The organism is Nonomuraea sp. NPDC049378, assembly GCF_055586745.1.
On the sequence record NZ_JBVJHP010000045.1, the window covers coordinates 1 to 15,854 of the forward strand.

General features: G+C 67.9%; 16 protein-coding genes. 8 read left to right on the plus strand and 8 right to left on the minus strand.

Going from position 1 to position 15,854, the window contains the following annotated elements; all coding sequences use genetic code 11:
* Window positions 1-79: 79 nt before the first annotated feature.
* The 3 genes from ACZ6SA_RS48495 to ACZ6SA_RS48505 form a co-directional block, all read right to left on the minus strand.
* A complete protein-coding gene (locus ACZ6SA_RS48495) occupies window positions 80-604 on the minus strand; it encodes an SAM-dependent methyltransferase (protein ID WP_465836205.1) in 525 nt (174 codons plus the stop codon).
* A gap of 93 nt (window positions 605-697) precedes the next feature.
* Entirely contained in the window at window positions 698-1,000 is a 303-nt protein-coding gene (locus ACZ6SA_RS48500) for a hypothetical protein (RefSeq protein ID WP_347778548.1), read from the minus strand.
* 98 nt (window positions 1,001-1,098) lie between these two features.
* A complete protein-coding gene (locus ACZ6SA_RS48505; RefSeq protein ID WP_465836208.1) occupies window positions 1,099-1,344 on the minus strand; it encodes a hypothetical protein in 246 nt (81 codons plus the stop codon).
* Between the two features lie 63 nt (window positions 1,345-1,407).
* Here ACZ6SA_RS48505 and ACZ6SA_RS48510 point away from each other — a divergent pair, with 63 nt between their 5' ends.
* From ACZ6SA_RS48510 to ACZ6SA_RS48545, 8 genes are all read left to right on the plus strand, one after another.
* Window positions 1,408-2,601, plus strand: a complete 1,194-nt coding sequence (locus tag ACZ6SA_RS48510; protein ID WP_161714923.1) for a helix-turn-helix domain-containing protein — start codon at window positions 1,408-1,410, stop codon at window positions 2,599-2,601.
* Between the two features lie 605 nt (window positions 2,602-3,206).
* Window positions 3,207-3,854 carry a hypothetical protein gene (locus ACZ6SA_RS48515; RefSeq protein WP_465836210.1) on the plus strand — a complete coding sequence of 216 codons (648 nt, stop codon included), beginning with the start codon at window positions 3,207-3,209 and terminating at the stop codon, window positions 3,852-3,854.
* Between the two features lie 457 nt (window positions 3,855-4,311).
* Complete coding sequence (locus tag ACZ6SA_RS48520) at window positions 4,312-5,370, plus strand: DUF4192 domain-containing protein (protein ID WP_465836212.1); 1,059 nt, start codon at window positions 4,312-4,314, stop codon at window positions 5,368-5,370.
* A gap of 145 nt (window positions 5,371-5,515) precedes the next feature.
* Entirely contained in the window at window positions 5,516-6,046 is a 531-nt protein-coding gene (locus tag ACZ6SA_RS48525) for a hypothetical protein (protein ID WP_465836214.1), read from the plus strand.
* A 77-nt stretch (window positions 6,047-6,123) separates the two neighbouring features.
* Window positions 6,124-7,146: a DUF932 domain-containing protein gene (locus tag ACZ6SA_RS48530; RefSeq protein ID WP_465836216.1), complete on the plus strand. Its 1,023-nt coding sequence runs from the start codon at window positions 6,124-6,126 to the stop codon at window positions 7,144-7,146.
* Between the two features lie 811 nt (window positions 7,147-7,957).
* Entirely contained in the window at window positions 7,958-8,227 is a 270-nt protein-coding gene (locus ACZ6SA_RS48535; protein ID WP_138208412.1) for a hypothetical protein, read from the plus strand.
* 282 nt (window positions 8,228-8,509) lie between these two features.
* A complete protein-coding gene (locus ACZ6SA_RS48540; RefSeq protein ID WP_138208411.1) occupies window positions 8,510-8,695 on the plus strand; it encodes a hypothetical protein in 186 nt (61 codons plus the stop codon).
* Window positions 8,696-8,716: 21 nt separating this feature from the next.
* Window positions 8,717-9,202, plus strand: coding sequence for a hypothetical protein (locus tag ACZ6SA_RS48545; protein ID WP_465836219.1), 486 nt, complete (start codon window positions 8,717-8,719; stop codon window positions 9,200-9,202).
* A 214-nt stretch (window positions 9,203-9,416) separates the two neighbouring features.
* On the opposite strand, the gene ACZ6SA_RS48550 is transcribed toward ACZ6SA_RS48545, so the two are convergent.
* The 5 genes from ACZ6SA_RS48550 to ACZ6SA_RS48570 are packed head-to-tail and all read right to left on the minus strand — an operon-like array spanning window position 9,417 to window position 15,829.
* Window positions 9,417-10,025, minus strand: coding sequence for a C40 family peptidase (locus ACZ6SA_RS48550; RefSeq protein ID WP_465836221.1), 609 nt, complete (start codon window positions 10,023-10,025; stop codon window positions 9,417-9,419).
* Window positions 10,022-10,855, minus strand: a complete 834-nt coding sequence (locus tag ACZ6SA_RS48555) for a replication-relaxation family protein (protein WP_465836223.1) — start codon at window positions 10,853-10,855, stop codon at window positions 10,022-10,024. The genes ACZ6SA_RS48550 and ACZ6SA_RS48555 overlap by 4 nt, the downstream gene beginning before the upstream one ends.
* Window positions 10,852-13,203 carry a type IV secretory system conjugative DNA transfer family protein gene (locus ACZ6SA_RS48560; RefSeq protein ID WP_465836225.1) on the minus strand — a complete coding sequence of 784 codons (2,352 nt, stop codon included), beginning with the start codon at window positions 13,201-13,203 and terminating at the stop codon, window positions 10,852-10,854. Before ACZ6SA_RS48560 ends, ACZ6SA_RS48555 begins: the two co-directional genes overlap by 4 nt.
* Window positions 13,200-14,936 carry a VirB4 family type IV secretion system protein gene (locus ACZ6SA_RS48565; protein WP_465836227.1) on the minus strand — a complete coding sequence of 579 codons (1,737 nt, stop codon included), beginning with the start codon at window positions 14,934-14,936 and terminating at the stop codon, window positions 13,200-13,202. Before ACZ6SA_RS48565 ends, ACZ6SA_RS48560 begins: the two co-directional genes overlap by 4 nt.
* On the minus strand, window positions 14,933-15,829 hold the full coding sequence (locus tag ACZ6SA_RS48570) for a PrgI family protein (RefSeq protein WP_465836229.1): 897 nt from the start codon (window positions 15,827-15,829) through the stop codon (window positions 14,933-14,935). Before ACZ6SA_RS48570 ends, ACZ6SA_RS48565 begins: the two co-directional genes overlap by 4 nt.
* Window positions 15,830-15,854: the final 25 nt, after the last annotated feature.

Here is a 15,854-nt window from a genome sequence, read left to right on the forward strand (position 1 = left end):
TGGACATGATCGTGTTCTCCCCCGAGATGGTGAATGATCGTTGCAGACTTCGGTCTACGTTTGGTGATCATTTCCACACCTAGAGTGATACCCCCTCGTCGGTCAGCAGATGCAGCATGGCTACCAGGAGGAACGCGGTTGGCTGGGAGAAGTCGATGTGCGCACGCAGGCCGGGGTGGTCCAGGATGTTCTTCGGGTCACGCAGGTCAGCCTCGATCGCGATCACGTCAGACCTGATGCTGGCCAACAGGGCGCGGGCATGGACCAGCACGATCGGATCGTTATCGACGTACGCCACGTGCGCGTCTGGGATGGTCCGCTGCGCGACCTCATGCACGTTCGGCGATGTGGGGACGCCTGTGCCCAGATCGACGAATTGCCGGATGCCGGCTTCGACGACCGCTTCCGTTGCCCGAACCAGGAAGGTTCGATTCGCACGTGCTGTGGTGCGAGCGTTCGGAGCCACTTTCAGAACCTGCTCGGCCAGCTCCCGGTCGGCGGCGAAATTGTCCTTGCCGTCAAGGAAGTAGTCATACACCCGGGCGATGCTGGGCGTGTTCGGGTTCACACCTGACGAGGGCGATGGGGTGCGGTCATCGGTCATCGAGGGTCTCGTGCGTTTGTGTCGGTTGCGAGGGTGCCGTTCTTCTCGTCTGCCAGAAGGATGTCCTGATCTGCGGCGGTCCGTCGTGCTCGGTCATGATGACCTCCTGATCGAGGGCGAGCGTGGTAGTGCGGTTGTTGAACTGGTCGGCGAGCTGGTGCGGAAGAGGTGCACGATCGACTGCTGGCGGGCCAGGGCGGACGACAGTGCGTAGGCGTCCGGCCCTCGTATGAACGCGGCCACCCCGGCCTGTCGCATGGGCTCGGTCGTGGCGATCCGCAACCGTGCCTCCCAGCATTCGCAGCCGGACCCGTCTCTTCCGCGGACGATCTCCCATCCGGGTACGTGCGTCGCAGCGCGGACATATTGCCGGTGCGCGAGGATGGTCGCGTTCATGTGGGGATCTCCCGCATCAGCATGGGTGAGGACCTGCCTTTCTGATCAAGGGGCACACCGGGGGCCTGCTCGGCGGGGATTGCGCGTTCCGGTGTTGGCTACGGCGACTTGCTTTGCTCCTGCTCTATGAGGAGGTCGACGAGGCCCATGGCGGTGGTGGCGCGGAGATAGGACGCCAGGCTGGTGTTCCGTTCGGCGCCGGTGGGGTAGGAGCGGCGCGCGGCCCACCAGAGGCCGGTGTCGCTTCTCCACACGCCCCACGCGGGGAACTTCTGTTCGAGCTCGGTGGCGACCGCATCGTCACCGAGCGCTACTGTTCGGTCGCCGAACTCAGCCTGTGTCACGCTAGACAGAGTCATACTGGAGAGCGAGACGAGCTTTCAAAGGGTCTGAAAGCGGGTGTGGGCGTGACCGAGACGATCGGAGTCCGGGTCGCCGGGCTGCGCAAGCTACGCGGATACAGCCAACGTGGCCTCGCCACACGCGCGCACGTCTCCTACAGCCTGCTCACGAAGGTGGAATCCGGGCATGCGCCCGCGAGCCCGGCGTTCATCGGTGCCGTGGCGCGGGCACTGAAGGTAGATGTTCCCCGCATTACCGGTCAGCCTTATCAGGAGCCGGTGAGCCAGGGGCAGCGGCTCCAGGCCGTCGTCGAGCCGTTGCGTCGGGCCCTGCTCACTCAGGATCTTCCGCCGGAGGAGGCGCCGGAGCCGCGGTCCTTGGCGGAGCTTCGCAAGGACGTCGAGGAGGCTTCGCAGTTGGGCCGGCAGGCTCGTTACCTGCGGCTCGGGGAGATGCTGCCTTCCCTGCTGGAAGAGCTGTCCATCGCCGTCCACCACAGCGACGATCCCCGTCTGCATGCGCTGATGGCCGAGGCGTATGGGGGCGTGTCCGCGCTCGCCCACATGCTCGGATACCAGGACATGCGCGGCATCGTGCTGGAGCGGATCGAGCGTGAGGCGCAGCTGAGCCGTGATCCGCTGCGGGTCGCGCGTACGCGCTGGTCGCGTGGAGTGTCTCTGCTCGCGGTCGCCGCCTACGAGCAGGGGCTGCGGCTGATGGAGCAGACGCGGCGCGGCCTCGGCGACGACCCCGAGCGGATGGAGCCTGCCGCTGCGGCGCTGTACGGGTCGTTGCATCTGAGATCGTCCGTGCTGGCGGCGCGCTCCGGTGACGCGGACCTGTCGGATGAGCATCTACGGCTGGCCGGCCATGCCGCGCAGTCGCTGGCCGGTGATTCGACGAACTACTATGGGCTGGAGTTCAGGCCGTCCAATGTCGCGCTGCACGCGGTGTCGGCGGCCGTGGAACTGGAGGACGGGGCCAAGGCGATCGAGCGGGCGTTGCCGCTGTACAAGGCTTTCCCGGTGGACCTGCCGCCGGTGCGTGCCGGGCATCACTGGATCGACGTGGCCCGTGGCTGGTACTACCACGGCGATCGGGGGCAGGCGTTCGACGCGTTGCGGCGGGCTCGTTCGGCCGCACCGCAGCAGGTGCGGAACCATCCGATGGTCCGGGAGCTTGTGCAGACGATGGCGAGCACGGGAGCGCGGCCAAGCGAGGACCTACGGCGCTTCGCGGCCTGGCTAGGCCTGGTCTGAACACACGTCGGTACTGGCCCAGGAGCTGATAACTCGGCCACTCGGATGACCAGTCGTAGGCCAATGGGCGGCCGCTTGAGAGTGGCTGGCCAGGGGGTTGGTACAGCCCCAGCCCACAGGGGCGCAGAGTCGGCCAGTCGCCACCCCGACTCATGTGGACGTAGCCCTTCTCTTCAGAAGGCGGGTGGGGCGCCGATTACGTGGTGAATCACTCAGCAATTCTTTGAATCATATTCCCCCGCCTAGTGATTAACTCTCTCTCTTGAAGTCCACACTGATAGTTCTTGTTGAATTCCCCCTGCTCGGCGATGGTGGCTCGCCATTTATTGTGCCAGGAATAATGGTAAAGACTTGCTGGATGTCGTTGATCGGGGCTCCGTTTCGAGATGTAATTGAAGAGTTCGAAGGCAGTCGCGCAACAGTGCGCAGCAGAAACGGGGGCAAGAAATGTCGTACACAGCTTCTGGAAAGAGCGTTCCGGCCAACATTCCCGGGGAGAGCCTCGTGCCGGAGGATATGGCGCGAGTGACGCCAGGGGACTGGGCGGAAATCCAGCGGCGCGCGGTTACTGCCGTACGGTGGACGCCACGCGATCCCGTAAGCGCATGGACGGCAGCGCCACGATCGTCAAGCAGGGGCACGCGCCGTATGGGACGGACGACGTCTCCGACGACGTCACCCAAGATGCGGTGCTGCTCTTCGCCCAGAAACTTCGCGACATCTCCGCGTCGTGCCGCAAGGCTTCCGACAGCACGACGGATGCCCCCGCGTGGGTCTACGTCCGGCGCGACGGGGGCGAGATTACGGTCTCGCGTACGACGCTGCACCGGTGGGCCGTCCGGGATGCCGCCGCGCGGAACGGCTACCGGGTTGATGTGCCTCCGACCGAGGTCGACGCCACGCCCGGCGCACAGCTCATGCGACCGGTGCCGCACGTGGAGAGTGCCACACGGGCGGCTGAGGCGTTCTGCCTGGCTCAGAACAGTGCCGTCATTTTCCGGCAGGCGTTCGGAGATGGCGGTGACTTCCCGACCCTGCGAGCGATGATGAAGATCGCTGGGCAAGCCGATGATCTGGGGCGGGCGGGGGTTCTGGGCAAGGTCGCTCAGGAACGATACGGCGGTGCTTACGGTTCCCGCCGGGCTGTGATCCGGACGCGTGACACCGCACGGGCCGAGTGGCAGGAACTGTCCGAGCGCATTGACGATGCCAGGGACACGCTCAGGTACGAGGGCGAAATGACGCAGGAGTAACCCGAAGGCCATAAGAAGAGGGCTCCAGAGATACTCTGGGGCCCTCTTCTTATGCTCTTGCTAACTGTGGTGTCCTGAGCGAAAGATTCCCCGAAAGGAGCCGAGTAGCGGACGGTTGGGCGGGCGCGGTAGCCGTATTTGAGTGAGGGGAGATTCGCCGGTACGCGCCTAACACGATCGGTGTTTCTCGACCATACGGTTCCTGGGCAAACGCCTGCCGTTCTGCTTGGCGCCACGCGAAAGGAAATCATCGAGCGCGGACGGTTGAGCCGTTTCGTCAACCGTATTTAAGTGAGAGCAACTTCGCGACATTGCAGCGTCGCGAGCGTGTCAGAGATGCTCGGCAATCTCGCTTACCCGTCTCTTCACGCGCGCGCGGCAGCGTCCACATCGCGCTGCGCTTACGTCCGATCCGCCCGGCCATCTGCCGGGCTTTCTCATGCCTGGAGGCTTTTCCATGAGCGCTGCATCCGAGCTCACCAACACCGTCACGATCAAGAAGCTGGCCGACGTGGTCGCCACCGTGCCGTACCTGCTCGGCTTCCACCCCTCACAGAGTCTCGTGGCGGTGGGTATCGACGACGCGAAGGTGAAGGGCGTCGTACGCCTGGACCTGACGCAGGACCCTACCGAGATGGCAGCGCGGACGAGCCATCTGGCGAACGTGCTGGCAGGTAACGGTCTCCGCCATGCGCTGCTGGTCGGCTACGGAGCCGGTCCGCAGGTCACTCCCATGATGGATGCCGCCATGGAAGCCCTGCCCGGGAACGGGGTCGCCCTCAGTGAGGCGATACGCGTTGATGAGGGGCGTTACTGGTCCTACATCTGCTCGGATGTCAGGTGCTGCCCTCCGGAGGGGGTACCGGTCGATCCCTCCAGTAGCGCGCCTGCCGCTGCTGCCGTGGTGGCTGGGATGCGCGCGTTTCCCGACAAGGCGGCCCTTGCTGCAACCCTGGAGCCGCCCCAGAACTTCGACCAGGACCGTGCCGAGAAGATCACGCGGGAGGTCTGCGCCCAGGCCAAGAAGGAGAGCAGTCCGGGCGATGACTGGTTCGGCGACGGCGTGAAGCGGGTCGTGGCTGCGCTGGATCAGGTCCAGGCCGGAGGGCACCTTGACGCCGAGACGGTGGCCTGGCTCGGCGTGTGCCTGACCGCCAAGCCCGTACGCGACATGGCGATGACGTACGTGGTGGAGTACGACACAGAGACGCATGTGCGCTTGTGGACCGGGGTCGTCCGCAAGGTTCAGCCCGCGTTCGCCGCCGCTCCCGCGACGCTGCTGGCGTTCGCCGCGATATGCCGGGGGGACGGGCCGCTGGCGAACGTCGCGCTCGACCGGGCTCTGTCGGTCACGTCTCACTACACGCTCGCGCTCCTGCTCGTCGAGGCGCTCATGGTGGGTCTGTCGCCGTCCGAGGTGCTCGGACGTGACTGGAGCCAGATGGCCGACGACATCATCGCGCAGGTACGAGAGCGGCCCTCGGCTGCCTGGCCGCTGCTCCCCGAGGGCTGGTGATCGCCCGGTCGGCGATCTGAACCGCCTTCCCGACGCGATACCCCACACAGCCAACCCGCCGCCGTGCCCCGGAAAGGGCGCGGCGGCGTGCCTCTTCACGATCAACCGAACGCTGCCCTGACGTGCCGGAACGAAAGGATTCCCGATGGACGGCTGCGACGTGAACGACCTCGTACCCGAGATCGCCAGGCATCTGCACGGCTACAGCCCAGAGACCCTCTGGGGGACGCCGTACCTGATGGGACCGGACGGCGCGCGCCTGGCCGTACACCAGCTGATGGGCCGGACAGAGTGGATCGTGGTCACGGGACTCTACCCCGTCGAGTCCTCTGACCTGCGGCGCCATTCGATCATCGTGGTGGCCACACGCGGACCGAAACACATCGCCAAGAAGATCAGCCGCCGGCTCCTGCCGAAATACGTGCGCGATCTCAAGCAGCAGCAGGCCAGAACCGCCAAACACACCGCGCGAACCGATCTGGTGGAGACTTTGCTCGCCCTGCTGCCCGGGCACGCCGTCACCGCTGCCGAGCAGGAAACAGCCATCCGGTGGCGACTCGGCTCCATGTACGGAGTCTTCGAGGTCCGCGACCACGCCACCAGCATCGAGATCCGCAACGCGGACCGCGAGCTCGCCGAACGCGTCGCGTACGCGATCAACCAGCGCGCCACCTGAGCGCCCCAAACACATCCGACGGGCACCGGTTCCGGCCGGTGCCTTTGCGTTTCTCCTGATCAGAGAGGAAGCACGTCATGTCCCGTGAATCCCTGGAGTGGCTGAACACCAACACGCTGATCGGCCACACCGACAAACGCGGCAGCGCCTGGCACTACCGGGCCAGCATGCAAGGGGAGGAGCCCAACCACTACCCGGGCCCCATCCCGGTCGACGACGTCAAACGGCGCCTTTTCGGCTGGCAGGCGCTGTCGAGCCCGGTGTACGTGGAGGATCCGCGCGGAGGGCTCGCCCAGGTCCCCGGACGGCAGGCGATCCTGCGCAGCGACAACGGCCACGTCATGGGGATTTTCTCCGATGGTTATGAGCCGCATCCGTACGTGGAGTGGCTCGTCGGCAACATCTCCCGCCTGCTGGACGCGGACCTGTCGATCGGGTCGGCCGGACTGCTCAAGGGCGGCGCGGTCGCCTGGGTGTCGGTCGAGGTGCCCGACAACATCCACACGCCTGAGGGGGTGGAGTTCCGCCCGCACCTATTCGGGGCGACGTCCTTCGACGGGTCTCTGTCCACGACCTTCAAACGCGCGATCACGAACATAGTGTGCGACAACACGATGGCCGCCGGGCTCGCCGAACGCGGCCAGCAGATCAAGATCAAGCACTCACGGCACTCGAAGTTCCGGCTGACCGAGGCGCGCCAGGCTCTGAACATCGTCTACACCCTGGCCGACGAGTTCTCACGCGCCGTCGCAGACCTGTGCCGGATCCCGGTCAGCCGGTGGCAGTGGAATACCTTCCTGGACGCCCACGTCCCGATGCCCGCCTCACCGGGACGCAGCCGGACCATGGCCGAGAACAAGCGCGACTCTCTGACCAGGCTCTGGAACCACGACCTTCGGGTGTCGCCCTGGCAGGGGACGGCCTGGGGTGTGGTCCAGGCGGTCAACACCTACACCCACCACGAGCAGCACGTACGCGGCGCCGACCGTGCCGAACGCAACATGCTGCGCGCGGTGACCGGAGGCGTAGACGACCTCGACCGCGACACTCTGCGCACCCTGTCCACAGCCTTGGACCGGCCGCTCACCTTCGCCGGTTGATGACACCCGACCTGGTAGGGCTCCTGCACTCGATATCCCCGGGGTGGGAGCCGTACCGGCTGAGAGGGGAACACCTGGTGGTGCTGACGACTGATGGCCGGGAACGCGGGCGTGCCGCTCGCGTCCAGCGTGGCAGGCCGCGACCGAGGGAGAGACGGCTGAGAAGCACAGAAAAGCGCGCACTCCGCATTCGGCGAACCCGGTCCCGGGCGGATGGCACGATACGGGCTGTCGGCGAGCATCCGTAGGATTCGGCGCGCGATCTCTCGGTGCCTGCCTACGCCCAACCCAGCCGACCAGCCTTCGCGCCTGAATAGCGCCACGCCGGAACCTTTCGGACGTTCTGAAGCCCTTCTCCGCTCACAACGACCTGTACTGTGTCGGCGGACGTGAAACGGGCCAGCACTGCAACTGGCGGATAGACACCCCGACACCTGGAGGAAGACGGACGGCGGGACGACCGACAACATCGTTGTCGGGAAACGATCAGGCGACTGTGTGGAGGGCGGCGACTCGGGTGGGCCGGTCTACACCTTCCGCAGTGATGGATCGGTGGTGGCCAAGGGCGCTGGCCGCAGGGAGCAGCCCTGTGATCGGCGATTGCGTGATGGCATTCACTGATATCACTACCATCCGCGAGGCGTACGGTGGCGACGTGTTGAAGCGCAAGTAAGGCAGGCTCTCTCCTTCCATGGTGACTTCTCGACCCCTGATGCTCGCGCTCGCGTGCACAACTGTGATCACAACAGGATGTGCCGCGTCCACGTGGCAGGACGTACGCGTCGCGACCCTGTCGCCGGACGGTAGAACGTTGACCGTCGAGCTGACCTTCGGTGCGCCCGACGAGACCGGTCGGCCGTGCGAGCGGGTGACGGACACTGAGGTGGCTGAATCGCCTTCTCATGTCGTCGTCGGGGTTGAAGTGGATGCTTCCTGCCGCCGTAGCTGGCCCTGGGAGGAGGAGATGACCAACATGGTCGGACGGGCTCATTACGTGGAGCTAAAACTGACGGAGCCGCTGGGCGAACGGACCGTCGTCAACACGAGCAATGAGCCCGTCACGGTCAGCCAGGAGCGGTGAGACGGGTCACCTACGTCTCACCCTCCATGGCGCTTTCTCGCCCGGAGTAGCAGCGCCGTACTTCCCCCGCGTAACGAGGTTGGGTCATGCCCAAGAAATGTGCAGCCCTTCGCTCGAAGCGCTGCAGTTCAATGTGCGACCCGGAGAAACACTTGGATGTGTTGACGACCCCCGTCGCTGCCTGCTCTTCATCTGGCTCGGCTTCTTCGGCATCGGCTGGTACGGTCCCCGGGTCGCCCTACGCCGCCGAATCGGTGCCGCTGACGGCGCCCCAGTCTGGCTATGGCCGTCAACCAGATGCCGGTCATCCTGGCGCCACCCGTGCCCGGCCCGCTCACAAACCTGACCGGCAGCTTCGCGCCCGCCTGGGCGCTGCTCGCCACGCTGACCGCTGTCACCCTGACGACGACACAGCTCAGCCATACTCGTGAACGCCCCGGAAACGCTGGTTCAGTAGGGGTGCCATGAGTGAGCAGGGCCGGAGGGGACATGAACGAGGCGACCGCGCATCTGCTGTTCGATGTGGTGGAGCGCATGGAGAAGAACATCATGGCGCGGGAGTGCCCGGCGATCGTCGCCATGCAGGGCGCGACCAAGCTCGTCCTGAGTGATTACGACTACCTGCGTGACACCGAGACGGCGGAGGCGTTCGAGGCCAGGGCGGCAGAGAAGGCTCAGGAGATCGACGCCGTTCGCTGGGTGCTGGCTGTTCCGCAGGTGTGGCTCTTCGAGCCCCCAGACACGGTCACCACCCGGGCCGTCTCCAACCATCCGTTGCGGGAGGGGGAGCAGGAGGCGATTACGTGGATGAGCTTCGATCGGGGTGACGGTGTGGACTACGGGCGAGTGGCGTACGTACGCCGCCCGAGCGGGGAGCCCGTCTTCGAAGAGCCGGAGATGTTCGAAGTGGGTGTCAGGCCGGAGGAGACCATGCCGGGCTTCGTTCTGCTGCAGCGGTGCCTGGCCGATGAGTGAGGGTCGACTCCGAGGAGTCGACCCTCGACCGACTCGAATCTGTTGTTCGAAGGCAGACTGAAACGGTCACGGAGAGCTTATCGCCTGTCACTGGGGCTGTCCGGCTTCACGCAGAGGCATGCCATGGATTGGCTCGGACCCTTCCTCAGGCGACCGCCAACCGGAGCTGGGACATCTGGCGGGTGCTTGGCCCTCGCCGCGCTGGTCGTACCGGTCATAGGGCGGGCCGTACGACTCCGATGAATTCTCGTTCGCGGTAGGGGTCGCCTGCCCAGGTGTCGATGCGTACGGTGCTGCCGGTGGAAGGGGCGTGCACCATGCGGGTGCCGTCGACGGCGATGCCGACGTGGTGGATCGTGGCCGGACGGGCGGGGTCGCGGGCGAAGAAGATCAGGTCTCCTGGGCGGATCTGGCTTCTGGGTATGCGGGCGCCGGCGTTCCACTGTGGGGCGGTGTGGCCGCCGATCCGGGCTCCTGCCTTGGCCCAGGCGTATTCGGCCAGGCCGGAGCAGTCGAATCCGCGGATGTGGGCTCCGTGTTGGATGCCGAAGCTGGGGCCGTCGGGGCCACCGCCGCCCCAGGAGTACGGGACGCCGCGCATGTTCAGGGCGGCCTGCATGGCGATCAGCCCGCGTCCGGCGCCGGCCAGTCCTTCGACAGGCATCACGTCGGGGAACTGTTCGCACGGCCCCGGATCGCACGTCGCCGTGCTTGTGGTGGCTGTGAGGTAGGCCCCTCCCGCGAGTCCGGCGAGCAGGACGACGCCGCCCATCAGACCGGCGGCTGCGGCGATGATCGAGGCCAGACCGGTTTCTGCGATCAACCGCGCGCCCCTGCTTGCGGCCAGTGGTTGGAGAGTTCTGCCAGGCGTAGACGCTGGTTCCGGGCGTCGTGGGGAAGCCAGACGGGACCGTGCGGGCTGGGACCGGCGACAGCGGTGGCGCATGGCACGCCGGTCTGGATGGCCCGCAGCTGGAGCCGGTCGTGCAGGGTGCTCTCCCTGCGCGTGGAGCTGGTCAGGAACAGGACGGGCGTGGTGATGCCGGTGGCGGCGGTGAGGGCGGCGTAGCCGTCCAGTTTGGCCACGACGCGGCCGATGGTTTCGGTGCCGGTGTCGTATTCGAGGAAGAAGTCGATGGTGTGGCCGTTCTCGGTCCAGCGGCCGTAGGCGTCGGGGCGGACGTGGGTGCCCCACTGGCTGGCGCAGCGCCGTTCCGTCCACCAGGTGTGCAGGTGGCATCCGCTGGTACGGCGTGCGGTGCCGTACAGGTGGGCGAAGACGTCGTTGGTGCCGACGGTGTGGGCGAGGCGCTGGCTGTAGGCGATGGACAGGACTCGATCGCGGCGGTAGCCGAACTCGGCCGGTTCGGTGCCGTCCTCGGCGGCCAGTACGACGGCGCCGCTCTCGCCGAGCACGTAGTGCCAGGGCGCGGAGCCGGTCGGCGGCCTGGGGCGGAAGCGGTCGAGGACGCCGATGTGGTGCAGTTTGACGAGGCGGTGGCGTGCGGTGGTCGGGTCGTTGAAGGCGATGCGGGCGAGCTGGTGGCTGGTCAGGACCTTGTGGGTCCAGACCAGGCGGAGTAGGTGCCGGTCGCGGCTGGTGAGCCGGCTGGCGAGTGAGGCCATGACGGCGGGTGTGTAGTGCTCGTTCATCCGTGGACGTCTCCTCCTGTGCTGGGCTGCTGCCGCGGGTCGTCCTGCGGCAGGGCTTCGGGACGGCCCGGGGTTCGGCCGTGTGCTCGGGCGGCGGCAGCCCGGACGCGTTGGGCGAGGTCGGCGTCGGGGGTGGGGAGGGGATGGGTGCGCAGGGTGAAGGGCGGGGTTTCCGCGGAGCGGACGATGAGGCGGGCGGCGGCTTGGTAGGCGCCGAGGTTGGCCAGGTCATGGCGAGTGAGGTACGGGCTGAAGTGGTGCTCAGTGTCGCGGGCGTCCTCGGGGGAGAGGGTGAAGTAGATCTTGTTACGGGCGTCTGAGCTGATGGCCTGGTGGAGGTCGCGGGGGAGCTGGGCCAGGTGCTGGTGGGCGAGCACGATCGACAGGCCGTAGGCGCGGGCTTCGGCGAGCATGTCGGACAGGGCGCGGGGGAGGTTGAGGAAGTTCTGGGTCTCGTCGACGTACAGGGCCGAGGGGGCGCGGGTGTGGCCGAGGCGGGCGCGGTGGGAGGCGGCCTGCCAGACCTGGGCGAGCAGGAGTGAGCCGAGCAGGCGGACGGTGTCGTCGCCGAGGACGCCTTTGGGCAGGCGGGCGAGCAGGATCTTGCCGTCCAGGACGTCGCCGACGTCGAAGGTGGACTGGGCGGAGCCGAGGATGTCGCGGACGAACGGGCGGAGCAGGAACGCGCGGAGCTTGTTCATGATGGGCGCGGTGACGTGGGATTGGGCCTGCTCGGACAGGCGTTCGTACCAGGTCCAGAACCCGGCGAGGAACGGGTCGTTCATTTGCGCGGTGACCTGGTGGCGGTAGGCGGGGTCGGTGAGCAGGGCGGGGATGTCGGCGAGGGTGCCGCCGCTGCGTGACAGGGTGAGGGCGCAGCCGCGCATGATGTCGTCGCTGCGTGGCCCCCAGGAGTCGGCGTAGATCTTGTGGAAGATGCCGACGAGGTTGTCGGTGAGGGTGTCGGGGTTCGGGCCTGCCAGGACGTTGAGCGCGGGCCGGGAATGGGGGTCGTCGGGGTCGATGAGCGCGATGCGCTTGCCGGCGTCTTCAGGGATGAGGCCGAGGAGGTCGGCGACGAGGTCGCCTTTGGCATCGATGACGGTGACGCCGCGCCTTGCCTGGATGTCGGACAGGATCATGTGGGCGAGCAGGGTGCTCTTGCCGGTGCCGTTCGGGCCGAGGATGTGCGTGTGGTGGCAGGAGTCGGGTACGCGCAGCGCGACCGGGCGTTGGTGGCCGGCGTCGGCGGTGCCGAGCACCTTGCCGTGCTGGGCGACCTGCGGCGTGGGGGCGACGGTGTTGGCTCCGGCCCGTTGCAGGCCGGGGACGGCGGGATCGGTCGGCAGGTGCGCGAGCGCGGCCAGTTCGGGGATCGACAGCAGGAAGCCGCGCCCGAGGCGGCGGGCGGCCAGCGCATGGCCTGGCCGGATCAGTCGGCGTCGTTCGAGCCGGTTGTGGCCGGAGTACAGGGCGAAGGCGGCGGCGATCGCGTGAGCCCGCCCGCGGATGGCTTGGCGTCGTAGCGAGGCTGTGCCGCCGTCGTCTGCTTGGACGGTGTAGCGGATGGCCACTTCGTAGCGGGGCTGGAGGGCTTTGTCGCGGATGGCGCGGGCTTCGGCGTAGTGCTCCAGCCGTACGGCGTGATCGGGCTCGCGGTGCGGGCGGGAACGGTCGGGAACGGCGAGGTCGAGGGCGGCGCGCAGCAGCGCGACGGGGAGGCCCGGACGGGACAGGCGACCGCCGGTGGCGGGACGGGCCAGGACCTGTACGGCGGCGTGCTGCCAGGCAGGCATGCCCACGCCGGCGCCGAGCAGCGCTCGGAGGGCATCGTGGTCGTGGTCGTCGCGGATCGGCAGGCGCTCCTCGCGGGCGATCACGAACTGCCCGCCGGTGGTCCGCCCGCTCAGCGGCACCGGCGGATCCGCTTCCACCACGGTGGTGCGCGCGGAGGGCCAGGCGGCTTCGACCGCGTGGTCCACCAGATGCTGGGGGACGGTGCCGGGGACCCACATGAGGATCCGCACTCCACCTGCACTGAAGTGGTATTCGAAGGTCAGGTGCGGCTGACCGAACAGGAAACGCTTCCACGCCGGACGTAGCAGCCCGAGCAGGTTGCCCCACAACGCCTCGGCTCCGGGCAGGTCCGCGGCCGGTGGAGCCAAGATCTCCAGACAGCGCATCCCTCGAACCGCCGCGCGGTGACGTAGCCGCAAGAGCACGAACCGGCCCAGACTCACCGTGAACACGCTGGACGGAACCAGGATCGCAAGGGACGTGCCGTACCCGTGCAGCCACGTCAGGACGACGTCCAGCAGGACATCCGGGTCGAGATCATGGAAGGTCACAGATCCTCCTCGTCGTACTGGGCGAGTTCCTGCGGGGAGGAGGTGACCAGGCGGTGTTCACCGGCGCTGGCCAGGACGTGGAAGGCGACCCGGGAGGCGCCGGAGTCGACGGCCAGCAGGCCGGTGCCGCGTTCGGCGGACAGCAGGAGCTGGCGTTCGCCCTCGGACAGGTTGAAGGCGTCGCTGACCGCGTCGATGGCCTGCGGTGCCTGCCGGAGCAGGATCTGGGTGGCGGAGTTGGCGATGATCGCCTGCCCAGCGGGGGAGCCGAGCAGGTCGGCGGCATCCTGGGTGACCACCGAGAGCCCGGCCCAGTGCTTGCGGGCCGCCTTCGCCATCCGGAGCAGGAACTTGGCTCCTTCGGGGTCCTTCATGAGCAGCCACGCCTCGTCGACCACGACCAGCCGGGGACGCCGCTGGTCCGGGTTGGACACGCGCCGCCAGACGGCGTCCAGGGTGAGCAGCGTGCCGACCGCCTTGAGCTCCTCGGGAAGGTCCCGCAGGGAGAACACGATCAGGTGGGAGTCGGGCCGGGTGGTGGTGGGCCCGTCGAAGAGGCGTCGGTGGCTGCCTGTCACGTACGGCGCGAGCCCGGCGGCGATCTCGCCTGCCCGGGGATCCGCGTCATCGGTAAGAGCGGTTACCAGATCGCGCATCAGCGGTGCCGGACGGTCCCAGGTGCCCGGATCGAAGGTGATCCCGGCCTGCTTGTACGTGGCGAGAATTGCCCGGTCGAGAGCGGCCTTGCCGGTCTTGTCGAGTGGTTCGCCGAGCATGACCGCGACGAGGGTGTGCAGGAACAGCACCCTGCGGGTCAGCGCGTCCCGTCCGTCGCCGGGCAGGTCGAAGGGGTTGAGCCTGACGTCCGGCGCGCCCAGGTGCAGGTAGGCGCCGCCGACCGCCTCGCACAGCCGGGCGTACTCGTCCTCGGGGTCGATGACCGCGACCTCGACCCCGGTGTACAGCGAGCGGAGTGCTTCGAGCTTGGCCAGGTACGACTTGCCGGCTCCGCTGCTGGCGATGATGGCCGAGTTGTGATTGGGCTGCGCGAACCGGTCCCAGGTCACCAGGGAGGCGCTGGCCGCGTTCGCCCCGTACAGCACGGCGGTCGGTCCCGTTTCGGTGGTGAGGTCGGGGCTGGTGAACGGGAACGCGGCGGCCAGGGCCGGGGTGTCGAACGTACGGGTGGCTCCCAGATTGTCGAAGGCCACCGGCAGCGACGACACCCAGCCCTGCAGCTGGCGGAAGGCGACCTGGCGGGCGTCCAGGAGCAGGGAGGCGGCCAGCGCGCGCACCTGGGCACACGCCTCGTCCAGCTCGTTCTGGCTGGTCGCGTGGACGGTCAGGTAGATCGATACCCGGAACAGCCGGGCCTGCCCGCGCGCGATGCGCGAGGCGAGGTCCTGGGCGTCCTCGGCGGCCACCTCCGCGCTCGGGTCGAGGAGCCGTCCGTGCTGCTGATCGCTGCGCAGCCCGGACTCCAGCCGCGCCAGCTGCTTGCGCAGCCGGTCGGCGGCGACCAGGGACGGCACCGGATCCACGTGCAGCGACACGTCCAGACGGCCGGGGTAGGTCAGCAGCGGCTCCAGCCACCCGGAGTGGACCTCCCGCGGATACCCGCTGACGGCCAGCGTCGCGCACAGCCCACCGCCCACCCGCAGATGGGACGGCCGGACCAGCACCGCCTCCGGCCCCAGCCCTTCGCGACTTGACCGTGTACGTCGGAGTTTCACCGGTGCTCTCCCTTCGTGATGACCTCTGTGGGCTCGGCGAGCTGATCGCGGGGCAGGGGCGGCGCGGCCGGGTCGAAGCAGGACGCCAGTACGGCGCTCGTGGCCTCGGCGTTCAGCAGCCTGACCGTGATTCCACAGCCCGGCAGCAGGCGCGTGGACTCCTCCACCCGCCGCAGCGCACGCGCCGCCGCCGCGTCCCGCCCGCCGTCGCAGGGCTCGCGGACGATCAGCAGGACCTGGCGGCGGAGAAGGTCGTGCCGGGCGGACAGGTCAGCCAGGAATGAGGCGTGCTCGTGCGCGGCGGCCGTCAACGCCGGATGATCCAGAGCACCGGCGCCCTCCACCAGCTGGTTGATCGCCGGAGCGAGGTCCACCCGCTGGGCGCGCAGCAAAATCTGCGCCGGACCGGACAGCGAGTTCAGCCAGCGCCCGAACGTCGCCACGAGCGCGTCCTGCTCCTCGGGCGTGCGCAGCGCGAAGCTGACCGTGGACACTTCCGCCACCGCGGCGACGCCGTCCGGGCCGAGATCGATCAGCCCGTCCCCGATCACCCCGCGAGCAGGCAGCCGCAGCGGAGCCGAACGGGCAGCGGTGCGAGCAGCCACCCACCCGGGAGCCGCCGGAGTCCGGTCGAGCAAGGAGGTCAGAGCCTTCGGCGCGAACAGGTGGCGCAGCGCGGCCAATAGATAACGGTCCAGCGGGACACCGTCACGCCGCCCGACGGCCAGCAGCAACCCCGCCACCGCGACCGGCAGAGCTCCGGCGGCGAATACCAGCAGCCCGATGCGTTCCCCGGCGATCAGGTACGCGCCGTACAGCAGGGCCGCGGTGCCGCCGAGAATGGCCACCTGACGGGCGGTGAACCCGCCGACGATCCGGTCGTCCTGCTCCACGTCGGCGGGAATCGTTACAGCAAAC